Raw genomic sequence first — 15,381 nt, forward strand, 5'->3', positions numbered from 1 at the left:
TTGAGCAATCTGGGAAAAACAGATCGTTAGACCGTTGAAAGAGTAGCGGTCTAATTTGGGATGTTTGTTCTCGTTCTTAGGAGGTATATAGCATGACATTAATTTCTAGAGAGGAAATAAAAACATTACTAGAACTGCCAAGACAAAATTGTGTTTCAATTTATATGCCAATCCAAACAGCCGGACCAGAAGTCAGGCAAAATTCTATTCGGTTTAAAAACTTGGTGAAAGATGCGGAAGCTCGCTTAATTGATGCGGGTATTGAGCATAATGATGCTGTTGCATTGCTAGCACAATCCCATTCGCTGGATCGGACAGATTTTTGGGAGCAAACAGGAGACCAAGGACTGGCAGTTTTTATTTCTAATGACGTTTTTCGCTACTATACTTTGCCTCTAGAATTTGATGAAATGGTTGTGGTAACAGACCGATTTCATATTAAGCCTCTGCTCCCGATTTTAAATGGCGACGGGCGTTTTTATCTCTTGGCTTTGAGTCAAAAAGATGTTCGGTTCTTTGAAGGCGATCGCTACGGTCTCCAAGAGGTTGAGGTAGAAAATATGCCTAAGAGCTTAGATGAAGCCCTCAACTACGATGAGACTGCCCAAGACGGTCAGTTTCGCATTGCGACCTCAAAAGGGGGAACTGCCAATTCTTTTCAACAGCCCGGATCGTTTCACGGACAGGGTAGCCCTGACAGGGATAAGCATCAGGAAAGCATCTTACAGTTCTTCCACGCAGTGAATAATGCATTAGAAGAAAAATTGCGAAACCAAACAGCGCCTTTGATGCTGGCTGGAGTAGAATACCTAATGCCCTTGTACAGAGATGCAAACACTTACCAGCATTTGATAGAAGACGGTATCTCTGGGAATCAAGAAATTCTAACTGCAGAGGAGCTGCACGAACGGGCTTGGCCGATTGTCGAGCCTCTGTTTTACCAGTCGCAGCAAGAGGTTGTGGAAAGATTTAATATGCTTTATGGTTCCAATACTGGCAAAGCATCCAACGATCTCAAAGAAATCATCCCTGCAGCATATTACCAAAGAATTGATTCCTTAATAGTTGCAGCCAACCGAGAGCAATGGGGACTGTTTGACCCGTCTTCAGATACAGTTTTCTTGCATCAAGAAGAAGAAACGGGTGATGACGATTTATTAGATTTTGCTGCTGCTTACACTTTGCTCAACGGTGGAACAGTTTACACCATTGGCTCAGAACAAATCCCATTTAGCACACCTGTAGCAGCAATTTTCCGATATTAATCTTTGGGGTGTTGTATAAACTAGAACAATATCTATACAACACTGTCCATGAAGGCTACTTGTTCTCCAATTTGGAGTTCTTTTATCACTTTAGGGCTTTTGACCGTGGCAAGCTTTTCTCAACCTGCCACGGCAGAAACCATAACCGGACAATCGGGTAACGTCCGGGCAGAAATATCTTACGAAAAAGCACAAGATTATCAGTATAAAAATCTTCGTTTAAAAATTATTCGTGCAGGCAAAACGGTTTTCGATCGCAAACCCCTCGCTCAAGATAACGACTACGATAGACCTTTGGGTGCGATCGCCAAAGAAAATCAACTGCCAATAGTAGATTTAGATGGCGATAAAGAACCAGAAGTAATTGCTGATTTCTTCACAGGTGGCGCACACTGTTGTACTTATTCTTTAATTTACCGCTTTGACAAATCTCGCCAGCAGTATACAAAGATTAATCATGCTTGGGGGAATGGCGGTTATGGACTTAAGGATTTAGATAAGGATGGATTGCCAGAGTTTGAAAGTCGCGACGATCGCTTTGCCTATGCTTTCACAAGCTATGCGGCTTCGAGTTACCCGGTACAAATTTACCAGTATCGCAACGGGAAAATGGTGGATGTGACTCGTCGCTATCCCAAAATCATTAAAAATCACGCGTCCGAACTTTGGCAGTTTTACCTCAAGGAAGGGAAACAATACGAAGATGGGAAAGGTATTTTAGCAGCTTACCTGGCAGACAAGTATATGTTGGGTCAAGGTGAAGACGGTTGGGTGCAAGTGAGACAAGCTTATAAAGGACGCGATCGCAATAGCTATTTTGCCGATTTACGTAAGTTTTTACGAGAAACTGGCTATATCCTTTAAATGTAGAATGTTATCCTTCACCTCATCTGGGGAATACTAACGATGGTTCAAGTATGCCTTACAGATGTGCTGGAAAGTTTTAGGAGAAGGTAATGTTCGATACAAAGCTTTGGCTGCAATTATCTGCAATTCTCTTTGTTGGAAATGTTGTTAAAATCTTCACAAACATACCCGTTCAGGTCACAACTGTATTTGTTGACACAGTAATGAATATCGTTATTCCTACACTTGCCTGCATCTACGTGTCATTACTTAAAAAGTATACACCTCTCTATCAAAACGTTTACTACGAACCACCATATGTCGTTTGGGTTGAGACAGGTGTCAGCTGGGTTGTTATCTGTTGCGTAGCAATCCTTTCTAGGAATCTGTCACCCGGTTTTGCGATCGCTACATTTTCAATCTGTCTGTGTCTGGCAACGGCTTTGAGAAGAAAGAGTTAAGAGCAGTGAGGGGCTTACACTTATGGTTGTAGTTGATTTGCAGCTGCATCAATGTGTCGTTTCAATATTTTAACAGCAGCTTTTGTATCTTTTTGACGACAAGCATCTAAAAGTTGATAGTGTTCCTTTTGGCTGCTTTCCAAATAATCTACTTGTTCCATCTGTCGGTGAGCATAGCGAAACATATTCGTATGTAAGTTTTGAATCATTTTCAGCAATCGAGGTCGATTTGCCAAGGTGTAGAGCGCTGCATGAAATTCCCAATTTTGCTTCGCCCAGGAAGTTGCATCTGTGACTCGATTGATTTCATCCAGAATCATCGCTGCTTTTTCTAAATTGGATTCAGCTAGGTTGGGAATTGCGAGTTGAATGGCCATCACCTCTAAAGCGGAACGAATTTCACAAATTTCCTGCACTTCATTTGGTGACAGTACCGATACCATCGCCCCTCGATTCAGATGAAACGTGACCAATCCTTCTGCTTCTAGTTGTCGCAGAGCTTCTCTCACAGGAATGCGGCTGACTCCAAATTTTGTGGCGATTTCATCTTGTCTGAGAGATTGACCTTCTTGAAGAATTCCTCGCAGAATTGCTTCTCGTAAGGTATCGGCAATGACATCTGGGGTGCTGCGTTGCTGTTGCAGCACGTTGGCGGCTAGGTCGTTTAAATTCATAACTTTTTTCATGCATAATGTATATTGTATACGATTTTTTGTATACAATATACAAAGTTAACACTCTTGGAGCTAGTTATGAGCATTTCCTCCACAGACCGAATCGTTATCTTCGACACCACACTTAGGGATGGCGAACAATCACCTGGCGCAACACTTAACGTAGAAGAGAAGTTAGCGATCGCTCACCAACTAGCTCTTCTCGGAGTGGATGCGATAGAAGCCGGATTTGCGATCGCAAGTCCGGGAGACTTTGAAGCCGTCAGAACCATAGCCGAACAAGTTGGTGGGGTACCGGGTGGACCCATCATTTGCAGTTTGGCAAGAGCCATTCGCGAGGATATTAAAGCTGCTGCAGAAGCACTGCAACCGGCGGCTCATCCCAGAATTCACGTTTTTCTGTCCACATCAGATATTCATCTCAAATACCAGTTAAAAAAGACCCGCGACCAAGTACTGGCAATAGCTGAAGAAGCGATCGCCTATGCCAAGTCCTTCGTACAAGATGTAGAATTTTCACCGATGGATGCAAGCCGCACCGAACCAGAGTTTCTTTACCAAGTCTTATCCACTGCAATTGCAGCTGGTGCTACCACAATCAATATTCCCGATACCGTTGGAATCTGCACGCCAAAAGAAATGGAAAAGTTGATTCAAGGGATTAGGAAAAACGTAGCCAATATAGAACAGGTGATTCTTTCGGTTCACACTCAAAACGATTTGGGTTTAGCCACAGCCAATGCACTAGCAGCAATTGAAAACGGAGTGCGCCAGGTAGAATGCACCATCAATGGTATTGGAGAACGTGCTGGCAATGCTGCATTAGAAGAGATTGTTATGGCTTTGCAGGTTCGCAAACCCTATTACAATCCCTACTTGGGTCGTCCTGTAGAAAGTGAAGCCCCTTTGGTCAATATCAAAACTCAAGAAATTTATAAAACTTCCTGCTTGGTTTCTCAATTGACAGGGATCGCAGTACAACCAAATAAGGCGATCGTTGGAGCTAACGCCTTTGCTCATGAATCAGGAGTTCACCAAGATGGTGTGATTAAGCACCGAGAAACTTACGAAATCATGAATGCTGCGGACATCGGGTTGCCAGAAAATCGGATCGTGTTGGGTAAGCACTCAGGGCGCAACGCCTTCCGGAGCAAGCTGCAAGAATTGGGGTTTGACCTGAACGAAGCAGACTTTAACAAAGCCTTCATCAGGTTTAAAGAAGTTGCTGATAAGAAAAAAGAAATGACCGATTGGGATATTGAGGCTATTGTGCGAGACGAAACCCAAATTCAAGTAGAAAGCGGTTTTCAGTTAGAACACGTACAAGTCACCTGTGGAGATTGTACTTGTCCGACAGCAACTATCACAATTGTGACTCCAAATGGAGAAATTGTGACTGATGCTGCGGTAGGTACAGGTCCGGTGGATGCAGTGTATAAAGCGATCGCTCGGATGGTGCGGGTATCGAGCCAATTAGTTGAGTATTCCGTCCAATCTGTGACAGAAGGAATTGATGCTTTGGGAACCGTTACCGTTCGCCTGCGCCATCAAAACCGCATTTTCTCCGGACAGTCCTCCGACACGGACATTGTTGTTGCATCAGCTTACGCTTATATCAATGCAGTCAATCGTCTTTATCGTTACTTGCAATCTTCCAAAGGAAACGAGCCTTTGAGTTCATCTTTCACAACATCAGTAAAATATCTCATCTAATTCTATCGGACAAGTCTTTTGAAGTGCATTAAAAGCTGTTTCGATCCCCCCTAACCCCCCTTAAAAAAGGGGGGAACTTCATTCTAATTCTCCCTTTTTACGATGTTTCATCTCTTTTCTAAAGATCTGTACACCACCGTAGCTCCCATTGGAGAAGGGCTTTGGAACTGTCGCGCTTTGAGTCAGTTGTGCAATTGATATCAAATCCGGTAGCATCTGAATGATTAAAAAACCGCAGAGAACGCAGAGGACGCAGAGGGAGAGGACAGAGGAATAATTCCGATACCGACGGATTTGATATCAATTGGGTAAAAGCCTTCAAGGGGAAAACTTTTCGGTTTAACTAAAGGAATATTAATCTGTTCTCTAAACTCCTAACTACTCAACCACGAACAACTTCTTTACAAAGTAAGGTTGTTTCACAACTATCTACTGACTTGGATAATGTATTTATTGGAGAGTAATCTATAAAATCCGTAATGATTATCCAAAATCAAGCCCGTTATTTGTTAGACACGAATAAGAGTCGCAAATGCACAAGTAAAAAAACATTTAGAGGTCTGTGGGGTTATTTAGGTATAGCCGCCATAATATTATGTTTTCTCCCAATTAACGCTGCTACTGCGGCTACGAAAGTGATGTCCTTGGGCGACTCTCTCTGTGAGGGCAATATTGCTGTTTTGCGTAGTAAGGTAGCCAGTACCAAATTTGGCTCTACTATAGATTGGGTAGGAACCAAAAAAGACGGTGCATATAAGAAGGACCCAGATCACGAATGCCATGGTGGGTGGTCGGCGGCGCAAGTTTTGCAACAACCGGGTGCAAAAGTTCGTCTTCCCTCTTGGGAGGGAAAGCCGGGAAGCGTTCGGAACTGGGTTCAAGACACTAAGCCTGATGTCGTGCTGATGATGCTCGGTACCAATGATTTCTTTGGCACTGATGTTAGAGGGGATAATACCTCTAGCGTTCTGACAAAATCTCTTCAAGGGATTATTGATGAAATCTTCTTGATACGTCCTAATGCCAGAATTGTAGTCGCCTCAATTCCCCCCTTTAAATGGGATGTTCAAAAGGGCGTTGATGCCAATAAAACGAGAACTGCAGCTAACGCATTTCTTAAGAATCGTGTCAAAGAACTTTCCCAACAAGGAAAGCGAATCATCTTTCTTGATATGCATGCTGCAATAATTACTCGCATGAATCGGGTTGATGTTTTTAATAGTGATGGCGTTCACTTTAATGATGAGGGGAATAAGTTTGTTGCCGAGATGTGGACTCGCGCTCTAAAAGATATACTTTAATATACCCTCATCCCCAATCTTTCTCCTAACGGGACAAGGGCGTTCTTTCCCTGACTCCTGATTCTCTACTCCCTACTTTCCAACATTTGAGGAAATTATGTTAAGACTCCACAGCGCTATGCTAGAACGCTCTTCATTAATCGAGTTAGAGCAATTACACTTAGAGGGCTTTTCTAGAATTAATACAATTAATACAGATGAGACTGCGAAAAGCGATCGCATCTTATCTGAAGACATTAAACCAACACAAAAAATCGACGCGGAAACTCAATCTGTTTCTAATGAGATAACAGACACGGGTTCCTCAATGGAAGAGTTTTACCAACTCGCGCAAGAGTTGCTGTTCATAACTCTTGCCTTGATAGGAATTTCTTTTGGCTGCGTGTGGTTTTTTTATTCTGCCAACATTGCCTTAAACTATTTAATTGGGGCTTGTGCGGGGCTATTGTACTTGAGGATGTTGGTTAAAGATGTAGAGCGATTGGGCTCAGAAAAAAAACAACTTAGCAAAGCTCGCTTCGCTTTGTTGATAGTGTTAAGTATATTGGCAAGTCGATTGGAGCAATTGGAAATCCTGCCAATATTTTTGGGGTTTCTTACCTATAAAATCACAATTATGCTTTATGTGATTAGGACTTCCTTACCGTCTTTCTCTCGCTAATTTAAACTCCAATTTACTCTCACTAAAGCTTTATTATCCGCAACCCCGACACCATACAATTTGTCGGGGTTTTAATGTTTCCAAAACAATTGAGAATGGTTACACGTATATTTTATACTTATAAAAATTCGAGCTTAGATGTACACAATCAATGACAGCAGATCCATTATTTTATGAAATCTTCAAAGAAATTCCAGAGTTATTCTTTGAATTCATTGGTCACTCAGAAACAGACCCCAGTATTTACAAATTTAGCGCTCAAGAAATTAAACAGAGAGGGTTTCGTTTAGATGGGCTGCTTTCAACCCCAGAGACTTATCCAGATGAGCCAATCTACTTTATAGAAGCGCAGTCTTATAAAGATGATAATTTCTACAACCAATTTGTGGCAAAAGTCATTCTTTATTTAACCCAATATCAACCTCCCAATAAAACTTGGTACGCTGTCATCATTTATAATACAAAAAGTAATGAAGGCAATTTTCCAGAATATTTAAGTTTTTTTAAAGCACATTTACGTTGCTTCTACCTTGATGAGTTGGCAAAAACGCCCAATCAGTCGTTAGCAGTGGGAGTTATGCGTTTAATAGTCGAAAAGAAAACGCCTTCAAAAACCGGAGAACTCGCCAGAAAACTTATGAGTCAAGCCCAACAGGAGCTAAGCAATGCCATCTTGAAGGAAAAGGTTTTAGAATTTATTCAAGCAGTGGTCATTGATAAGTTTGCTAACTTAAGTCGGGAGGAAATAGCAACTATGCTAGGTTTAGATTCTTTAAAAAATACGAGAGTTTATCAAGAAGCGAAACAAGAAGGTATACAGACGACTAAGCTAGAAATGATACCAATCTTATTAGAGCTAGGGTTAACGATTGAGCAGATTGCGGAACGCTTAAAGCTAGACGTGGAAACTGTCCGAAAAAACGCTCAATAGTAAAACCCGCTTGACAACAAGCTGTTCACAGAAGGGACACTTGCTTTGCAAAGTGTCTTTACCTCATCCTTCATCCTTCAGTTGTCGTCGCGCTGCTTCCAAAATCACCCTTTGCTCAGCACGCGCGATCGCTCTATATGTCTGTTCTACTGCATCTGGTTCTACAGAGATAGAAGTAATACCCCATCGCACCAGTTGCTCAATAATTTCAGGATATAAGACGGGTGCTTGTCCGCAGATCGAACAGGGAATATTTGCCTTTTGTGCCATTTGGATCAGCTGGGCGATCGCATCCATCACAACGGGATGGCTTTCATTAAATGCTTTTGCCAAGTGTCCTTGTTCTCTATCGACTCCCAGTAAAAGTTGTGTTAGATCGTTTGTACCAATAGAAATTCCTTGTACCCCAGCTCTAACATATTCTGGCATTAAGAAAAGAACGCTGGGAACTTCCGCCATAATCCACAATTGGAACTGTCTTACCTGAGTTAACTTCGCCTGCTCAACTTTTTGGCGACAAAATGAGAACTCTTCGACTGTGCGAACGAAAGGTAACAAAAGATGAATATTGCTATAACCTGCTCTCTGTACCTTTGCTAAAGCTGCTAGCTCTAACTCAAAAACTGTAGGATTTATCAGGTAACTATAGGTACCGCGCTCTCCCAATACCGATTGTATGGCAGTCGGTGAACTGTTTTCTAGCGATTGCAGTTCGTGCGATCGCCAATCTAAAGATCGATAAAACACGGGTTTTGGTTCAAAAGCACGGGCAAATTGGGCGATCGCATCGTACCACCTTTCCAATAATTGTGCTCGTTCTCCTTCCCCAATCCAAACACTGGGGTGTTTTCCTTCCAATATATTGAGAACCATCAGCTCCGATCTTAATAACCCTACACCATCCACAGGTAAAGTATGTACCTTTGCGATCGCGCTGGGTTGACTCAGATTTACAAGCAGTTGAGTCGCAATAATGGGTAGCTGTAAAGAATGAGAGAAAGTTAGAGACTGAGGAAGCCCTTCCAAACTTTGGACTTTGAATTTTTCATTTTCAACTGGTGCGTCCTCTTGTTTTATTTCTTCTTCTCCTCGTGCAATATGATAAATTTCTCCCTTATCACCATCTATTTGCAATCGTTCCCCTGTTTGAATGATTTTTGTGGCATCTTTTACACTAACTACCGCAGGGATACTTAATTCTCTGGCAAGAATAGCCGCATGACTGGTTAACCCTCCTTGCTCTGTCACAATCCCCGTCACATATTGTAGAAGCGATAACCAATCAGGAGTTATGTTTGGTAAAACCAAAATCGCTCCATTGGGTATTTTTTCTGGCTTTAATTGTGAATTATTAATAACATAAGCATTTGCTGACACCCGTCCTGTTGCTGCAGCCAACCCTTTGATTGGGGAGACATTAGGAATAGCAGATTGAGGAGTACTGATGTGTGTTATGTACAGAACTCCTGTTGTGCTTTCATTAGAAATCGTCCATTCTATTGTGAAGTTTGCACCTATTTCTTTAACTAGCTGACCTGCTAGATGAACGAGTTGCTGTAAATATTCCTCTGTCAGTGCATATTGTTTTTGTTTCTCTTCTGCAAGCAGGTCAGTTACAATATAGGAAGCTTCAGACATCATAATTGATGATGCATTAGAGGTTCGGTAAGCTATAGTTTTATTACCTATTTCCCGTTCTCGTACATTGCCAGTATCTGGTTGGATGTAAAAAACATCTGGTAAAACTTCTCCTTGAGAAATTGACATTCCCAATCCCCAAGTCGCCAAAATTTCCCATTCTGAAGAAGTGGCATTTAGTACACCACTCGCGATCGCATTTCTGAAAGGTTGTACCAAAACTCCTAAATTGATTTGTCTGAGTTCGACTCCCGCCCATTGCCAGTAAAGTAAACTCTTAGCGCGAAACATTTGGCTCCAAGCTTGCTTCAAAGCAAATGCAATAGCTTGTTCGTTATACGAACAAACTTGAGCTTCGAGCAGTCCAGATACATTACCCAATCCCTGTTTTGCAGTTGGCGCGACAACAGAGGGTCTGAAAATGAGGAGATTGAGGTCTTTACTTTCTTGTTCTCTCACCGCTTCCAAGATAGCGCCAAGCAAACGCGGAGGTAAATTGGCTTGAGTAATTTCTTGACGAAAGCGCCTAGCCACTTGTTGAAGTTGACGCCAGTTTGCTACATCTAGATGAAAGGAAGAGTGAGGTAGATCTGCAACGAGTGCTTCTGAACTATTGAGAGTTTCTAAAAATTCCCGCAGAACTCCTGCTGACACCACAAAACCAGGAAGTACTGGATATCCTCGCTGTATTAATTTGCTCAACTGAAATGCTTTATCACCAACCTTGGTGCGGTCTTGTAGTTTAATTCGATCGAGCCAGTAGAGTTTGTCCACTCAATTACGTAATTATTGATGTAGCTATATAAAAAAATACGAACAGTAGTGATGAAAGTACTTTCAAGCAGAAAAGTATCTATCAGGATATTACCACCAGGCGTGGTGGCGATCGTAGTATACTAAAATTCTGAGCAAAAATGGAAAAGGATTATACAATTGCCCCCTATTTACTACATTGCATCAAATGATTGGTTAAACATAACCTTCAGACTGTGCTTTGCTTTGCTGATTGGGGCAATTGTTGGGATCGAACGTCAATTGACCCATAAACCTGCGGGTTTGAGAACTCATATGTTGGTGAGTTTTGGTGCTGCTCTGTTCAGTTTAATAGTCCTACAATCGAATGTATCTCAATCGGTGACTGGATCTGAAGCTCTATCACGAGTCATTCAGGGCATTGCAACTGGTGTAGGATTTATTGGTGCCGGAGAAATCTTACGTCAATCTTCTCACGAATCAAACCGAATGGAAATCCAAGGGCTAACTTCAGCAGCGGCTATTTGGGTTTCCGCCGCTCTCGGAATTGCTGCTGGTTCTGGTTTGTGGCAGCTTGGATTAATAGGAGCATTCTTATGTTTGTTAGTTTTAAGTGTTTTTAAACGATTTGAAAGACATTAGGCTAATGGCTAATGGCTAATGGCTAATGGCTAATGGCTAATGGTGAGACCAGCCCTGCAGGCGGGTTTCCCGCCGTAGGGGACTGGCGAACCCGAAGGGCGAACCCGAAGGGCTAATGGCTAATGGCTAATGGCTAATGGTTAATGGTTAATGGATGACTGACAATTAGCAATTAACCATTAACAACTTTCGATATCTGACCGGCATTGACAGAAAGAATTTGGGAAGAATTTAACCATTGTGAATCGAAGGAACCTAAATGCGTGGTGGTAATTAGCGTTTGAAAACGATCTTGAATGGCATCTAGAAGCTGGTTTTGCCGAGATAAATCTAACTCTGCTAAAACATCATCAAGCAAAAGTAAAGGTGGTTCTCCAACAACTTCCTCTATGAGTTGCAATTCTGCTAGTTTGAGTGCTAAAACTAACGTTCTCTGCTGTCCTTGAGAACCGTATTGACGGGCTGGTGTGTGATTGATGGTTAACTCGACTTCATCCCGATGGGGACCGACAAGACTAGTCCCTTGATGTAACTCAGCGACAGTTCTCTGTTGAATTTTGTTTAAAAAAGCTTGCTGGACTTCTTCTAAATTATTTTGCTCTAAAGGAACATTAGGAGAGTATTTGAGTTGTAAAATTTCCGTGCTACCACTAATGCTAGCATGCCATGCGATCGCTATGGGAGCAAGTCGCGTTAAGGCGCGATCGCGTCGCCTGATGACCCGCGTACCCGTAGTTGCTAACTGTGCGTCCCAAAGAGCTAACTCTTTTGGTTGGTGGCTCAGCCCTTGTTGCTGAACGCTTTTTAAAAAAGCATTGCGCTGTCGCAACACCTGATTGTACTGCTGTAATATGTGAGCGTAGACAGGTTCGAGTTGAATTAAAAGTGTATCGAGCCAATGACGGCGACCTTCAGGACCTCCACGAACTAAATCCAAATCCAAACTGGAAAACTGTACAGCATTGAGAACACCAAGAAAGTCCATATGACGCCTGAGATTTTCACCATTGAGGGAAACAGTACGACGACCGTTCCGACGCAGGATGATACTCAAATCACTTACCCCAGCTTGTCGCTCTAAAGACGCTATGAGTGCAGATGTTTCTTCCCCATCTCGAATTAAATCACGATCGCGTGCCATGCGGTGCGATCGTAATGTTGCCAGTAATTCTACCGCCTCCAACAAATTTGATTTTCCTTGAGCATTATTACCTACCAAAATTGTTTTAGGAGCAGTAAATTCAACCTGCTGTTCTTTGTAATTGCGAAATTGTCGGAGGAGAAGAGTTTTCAAGTACATAAGATTGAGAATTGCGTGACAAGGAAGAGGGGGTAGACAACAGAGAAGGAGCAGACAAGGGCGCACAAAATGAGGGGGTAGATAAGGGAGAAAATTCTACCTTGTCCTTCTTGTCTCCCTTGTCCTTCTTGTCTCCCTTGTTTCCCGTGTCTCTCGTCTCCCCTAACCCCCAGTCTCTAAACAACTTTCTTACCCGTCAATCGGAAGAAAAGTTTTTCCGCTTCAATCCATACAAACATTAAGGCACTAAAGCCAAGACAAATTGCCAACTCTGGCAAACTTAAGTAGTGAGTTCCAAAGAAAGCTTGTAGAGGAGGTACGTAAACAAGCAACAGTTGCAGAATAGATGTCACAACAACAGCAGCTAGCACGTATGGATTGGAGAAGGGGTTCATCTCAATGGTCAGTTGGGAGTTAGAGCGAATTGCTAATGCGTGACCCATTTGGGCAATACACAGCGCAGTAAACACCATCGTCTTCCAACGGTCAGGATTGAGATCCGGACCCGTCACGACCTTAACGTGATTGTAAGCCCATGCCATGAGAATAATAGAAATGATGGCAAAGACAATACCAATCCGAATCATGTAAGAACCCAAGCCTCGGGCAAAAATGCTTTCACGAGGACTGAAGGGCGGGCGTTTCATCACATCAGGTTCTGCAGGTTCTACAGCTAACGCCAGAGCTGGTAATCCATCTGTTACAAGGTTCATCCACAGAATTTGCAGTGGTGTTAGAGGTACACCTCCGAGTCCCATAATGGGTGCTGCAGCAATTGTGATCACCTCGCCTATGTTACTACCAAGGATGTATTTAATAAAACGGCGGATGTTTGTGTATACAACTCTACCTTCCTTTGTAGCGGCGACAATTGTGGCAAAGTTGTCATCAAGGAGTACCATGTCACTGGCTTCTTTACTCACATCGGTACCGGTGATACCCATGGCAATACCAATGTCAGCTTGTTTGAGGGCTGGTGCATCGTTGACACCATCGCCTGTCATGGCGACAAATCGACCCCGGCGTTGCAGTGCTTGAACGATGCGAAGTTTGTGTTCGGGGGCGACTCGAGCGTAGATGCTCACCAAATCAACTTGTTCTTCTAGTTCTTTATCGCTCATTCGCTGCAATTCTTGACCTGTTAAGGCGCGATCGCTTTCTTGAGCTATACCCAAATCCACAGCAATGGCGCGTGCGGTGAGTTGGTGGTCTCCAGTAATCATGACCGGGCGGATTCCTGCATCTCGACATTCTTGCACGGCATCCCTTACTTCCGGACGGGGTGCATCAAGCATTCCTATTAACCCCAGCCATACCAATTCTTTCTCGGATTCTTCATCTGAACCTTCCGGTGGTATTTCGGTAAGAGGTTTGTAAGCAAAACCCAAAACCCGCAGACCTTTACTTGCCATTGTGTCATTTTCTGTCAGAATTTGACTGCGTTGTCCCTCCTCAATCGGGATGGCGCTATTCCCTATATAAATACGAGTACACCGTGCAAGTATTAACTCTGGCGAACCTTTGGTAAACATTAAGTAGCGTTCTGACGGTTGCAGTAAGTGACTGACGATGGGGTCAACTTCTGCGATAGGCGAGACTCCTGTTTCTACTTGCTCTGCTTTACAAATTACACTCATGCGCTTGCGTTCTGAGGAGAAGGGGAACTCTGCAACACGAGGCAATTTGCTATCCCATTGATCCTTTTCAATTCCTCCTTTTGCAGCAAGTGTTACCAAAGCACCTTCTGTTGGATCGCCTAAAATCCTCCACTGTCCTTTATCTTGTTGCAAAAAGGAATCATTACACATGGTACAGGCAACAAGCAGCGCTTGGAGCGCTGGATACTCCTGTGGCTCAGTTTTTCGATCTTGAAGTTGAAACTCTCCCACTGGGTCGTAACCAGAACCTGTAACGCTCAAAAATTGGTTATTTGTATTTTGTAGCGATTGCGGTGAGTGGTTTCCATCTTCAGAAATCAAATCCCTACTGGGGCTTGAACTGGAATTAGAAACATTTGTGTAAACTGACTGTACTACCATCTTATTTTGCGTGAGAGTCCCGGTTTTGTCGGAACAGATGGTTGTGACGGAACCTAAAGTTTCTACCGCAGGTAGTTTCCGAATTAAGGCGTTGCGGCGTACCATTCTCTGTGTTCCCAGTGCCAGGGTAACGGTGATAACTGCGGGTAAGCTTTCTGGGACTACAGCAACTGCCATACTGAGAGAAACTTCCAATAATTCTTGTAAGTTACCTCCCCGGAGAAGACCAATTCCAATGACAACGACTACTAGAATTAAAGAACCTGTAACCAGGACATTACCAAGTTGGGTCATCCTCTGTTGTAGGGGAGTTGGTTCGCTTTCTACCGCTTGCAACATGGAAGCAATTTTACCCAATTCGGTTTGCATCCCGGTATTGGTTACGAGAATTTTGGCTCGTCCTTGGACAATTTCAGTCCCTTGAAAGACTAAATTAACGCGATCGCCCAAGGAGGTTTCTTCTGGCAATGTAACTTTTGCCTGTTTGTTTACTGCTTCCGCTTCACCTGTTAGCGCCGATTCCCGTATTTGCAGGTTGGATTCTTCGATCAAACGCCCATCTGCAGCTACGTGTACGCCAGCTTCTACTAACATCACATCTCCTGGCACTAACTGTTGAGCTGGCACCTCTACTGGTCTGCTGTCACGCAGGACTCGCACGTTAGGTGATGCCAGTTTTTTCAACGCTGCTAGGGCTTTTTCTGCACGACTTTCTTGTACGTAACCAAGTATACCGTTCAGTACGACAATCGCTAGAATGGCGATCGTATCTTTAAATGGTAATTCCCCAGGTTTCAATGTGCCTTGCCGCCAAGATATCAGGTCCAGAACCCCAGAAATTATGGCTACGGCAATCAGCATCAACAACATGATGTTTGTGAACTGATCTATCAGAATCCGCCACGCACTGCGTCCTGCAGTTTCCTCTAGTTCATTTGGACCATATTTTTCCAGTCGCTGTTGTACTTCTTGGGGAGATAAACCAGTCTCTGCGTTTGTTTTCAGCAGTTCTAGTGATTTATCAACTTCTAAACTATGCCAAGCGGCGGGTTGTTCGGGTAGAGAATGAGCGGACATCGTCTCGGTCACAGGAAATGGTTACAAACTTCGATCATAGATGAGCAAGGGCTGGAAAACCATCAATATAAAGTTACATT

At 43.2% G+C, this 15,381-nt stretch carries 12 protein-coding genes; 8 read left to right on the forward strand and 4 right to left on the reverse strand.

Annotation, left to right across the window (positions count from 1 at the left end; translation table 11 throughout):
• Nucleotides 1–92 precede the first annotated feature (92 nt).
• From HC643_RS25070 to HC643_RS25080, 3 genes are all read left to right on the forward strand, one after another.
• Nucleotides 93–1,265 carry a baeRF7 domain-containing protein gene (locus HC643_RS25070; protein WP_038091877.1) on the forward strand — a complete coding sequence of 391 codons (1,173 nt, stop codon included), beginning with the start codon at nucleotides 93–95 and terminating at the stop codon, nucleotides 1,263–1,265.
• Nucleotides 1,266–1,313: 48 nt separating this feature from the next.
• Nucleotides 1,314–2,129: a hypothetical protein gene (locus tag HC643_RS25075; protein WP_038091874.1), complete on the forward strand. Its 816-nt coding sequence runs from the start codon at nucleotides 1,314–1,316 to the stop codon at nucleotides 2,127–2,129.
• Nucleotides 2,130–2,221: 92 nt separating this feature from the next.
• Entirely contained in the window at nucleotides 2,222–2,572 is a 351-nt protein-coding gene (locus HC643_RS25080; protein WP_050045179.1) for a hypothetical protein, read from the forward strand.
• Nucleotides 2,573–2,592: 20 nt separating this feature from the next.
• On the opposite strand, the gene HC643_RS25085 is transcribed toward HC643_RS25080, so the two are convergent.
• On the reverse strand, nucleotides 2,593–3,246 hold the full coding sequence (locus HC643_RS25085) for a GntR family transcriptional regulator (RefSeq protein WP_050045357.1): 654 nt from the start codon (nucleotides 3,244–3,246) through the stop codon (nucleotides 2,593–2,595).
• 78 nt (nucleotides 3,247–3,324) lie between these two features.
• Here HC643_RS25085 and HC643_RS25090 point away from each other — a divergent pair, with 78 nt between their 5' ends.
• The 4 genes from HC643_RS25090 (at nucleotide 3,325) to HC643_RS25105 (ending at nucleotide 7,852) form a co-directional block, all read left to right on the forward strand.
• The gene (locus tag HC643_RS25090; protein WP_038091869.1) at nucleotides 3,325–4,959 is read left to right on the forward strand and encodes a 2-isopropylmalate synthase; all 1,635 of its coding nucleotides are present in this window, start codon (nucleotides 3,325–3,327) and stop codon (nucleotides 4,957–4,959) included.
• Nucleotides 4,960–5,438: 479 nt separating this feature from the next.
• On the forward strand, nucleotides 5,439–6,260 hold the full coding sequence (locus tag HC643_RS25095; protein WP_038091868.1) for a GDSL-type esterase/lipase family protein: 822 nt from the start codon (nucleotides 5,439–5,441) through the stop codon (nucleotides 6,258–6,260).
• A gap of 97 nt (nucleotides 6,261–6,357) precedes the next feature.
• Nucleotides 6,358–6,921 (forward strand): ATP synthase subunit I, encoded by a 564-nt coding sequence (locus tag HC643_RS25100; RefSeq protein WP_237265942.1) that lies wholly within the window; start codon nucleotides 6,358–6,360, stop codon nucleotides 6,919–6,921.
• Nucleotides 6,922–7,072: 151 nt separating this feature from the next.
• A complete protein-coding gene (locus HC643_RS25105) occupies nucleotides 7,073–7,852 on the forward strand; it encodes an Rpn family recombination-promoting nuclease/putative transposase (protein WP_038091866.1) in 780 nt (259 codons plus the stop codon).
• A 63-nt stretch (nucleotides 7,853–7,915) separates the two neighbouring features.
• On the opposite strand, the gene HC643_RS25110 is transcribed toward HC643_RS25105, so the two are convergent.
• Nucleotides 7,916–10,264 (reverse strand): putative PEP-binding protein, encoded by a 2,349-nt coding sequence (locus HC643_RS25110; RefSeq protein ID WP_038091864.1) that lies wholly within the window; start codon nucleotides 10,262–10,264, stop codon nucleotides 7,916–7,918.
• 159 nt (nucleotides 10,265–10,423) lie between these two features.
• Between HC643_RS25110 and HC643_RS25115 the strand changes: the two genes are divergently transcribed.
• Nucleotides 10,424–10,885: an MgtC/SapB family protein gene (locus HC643_RS25115; RefSeq protein WP_038091863.1), complete on the forward strand. Its 462-nt coding sequence runs from the start codon at nucleotides 10,424–10,426 to the stop codon at nucleotides 10,883–10,885.
• Between the two features lie 172 nt (nucleotides 10,886–11,057).
• On the opposite strand, the gene recF is transcribed toward HC643_RS25115, so the two are convergent.
• Together recF and HC643_RS25125 are read right to left on the reverse strand one after the other, a co-directional pair.
• Nucleotides 11,058–12,185, reverse strand: a complete 1,128-nt coding sequence (gene recF, locus HC643_RS25120; RefSeq protein WP_038091861.1) for a DNA replication/repair protein RecF — start codon at nucleotides 12,183–12,185, stop codon at nucleotides 11,058–11,060.
• Nucleotides 12,186–12,361: 176 nt separating this feature from the next.
• Complete coding sequence (locus tag HC643_RS25125) at nucleotides 12,362–15,301, reverse strand: cation-translocating P-type ATPase (RefSeq protein WP_038091859.1); 2,940 nt, start codon at nucleotides 15,299–15,301, stop codon at nucleotides 12,362–12,364.
• Between the last annotated feature and the right edge of the window lie 80 nt (nucleotides 15,302–15,381).

The organism is Tolypothrix bouteillei VB521301 (assembly GCF_000760695.4).
GTDB lineage: Bacteria > Cyanobacteriota > Cyanobacteriia > Cyanobacteriales > Nostocaceae > Scytonema > Scytonema bouteillei_A.

Excerpts from the sequence above, each read along its gene's own strand:
- recF (WP_038091861.1), bottom strand. The coding sequence starts at position 12,185 with ATGTACTTGAAAACTCTTCTCCTCCGACAATTTCGCAATTACAAAGAA.
- HC643_RS25075 (WP_038091874.1), top strand. The coding sequence starts at position 1,314 with ATGAAGGCTACTTGTTCTCCAATTTGGAGTTCTTTTATCACTTTAGGG.
- HC643_RS25085 (WP_050045357.1), bottom strand. The coding sequence starts at position 3,246 with ATGAATTTAAACGACCTAGCCGCCAACGTGCTGCAACAGCAACGCAGC.
- HC643_RS25080 (WP_050045179.1), top strand. The coding sequence starts at position 2,222 with ATGTTCGATACAAAGCTTTGGCTGCAATTATCTGCAATTCTCTTTGTT.
- HC643_RS25070 (WP_038091877.1), top strand. The coding sequence starts at position 93 with ATGACATTAATTTCTAGAGAGGAAATAAAAACATTACTAGAACTGCCA.
- HC643_RS25100 (WP_237265942.1), top strand. The coding sequence starts at position 6,358 with ATGTTAAGACTCCACAGCGCTATGCTAGAACGCTCTTCATTAATCGAG.
- HC643_RS25095 (WP_038091868.1), top strand. The coding sequence starts at position 5,439 with ATGATTATCCAAAATCAAGCCCGTTATTTGTTAGACACGAATAAGAGT.
- HC643_RS25090 (WP_038091869.1), top strand. The coding sequence starts at position 3,325 with ATGAGCATTTCCTCCACAGACCGAATCGTTATCTTCGACACCACACTT.
- HC643_RS25125 (WP_038091859.1), bottom strand. The coding sequence starts at position 15,301 with ATGTCCGCTCATTCTCTACCCGAACAACCCGCCGCTTGGCATAGTTTA.
- HC643_RS25105 (WP_038091866.1), top strand. The coding sequence starts at position 7,073 with ATGACAGCAGATCCATTATTTTATGAAATCTTCAAAGAAATTCCAGAG.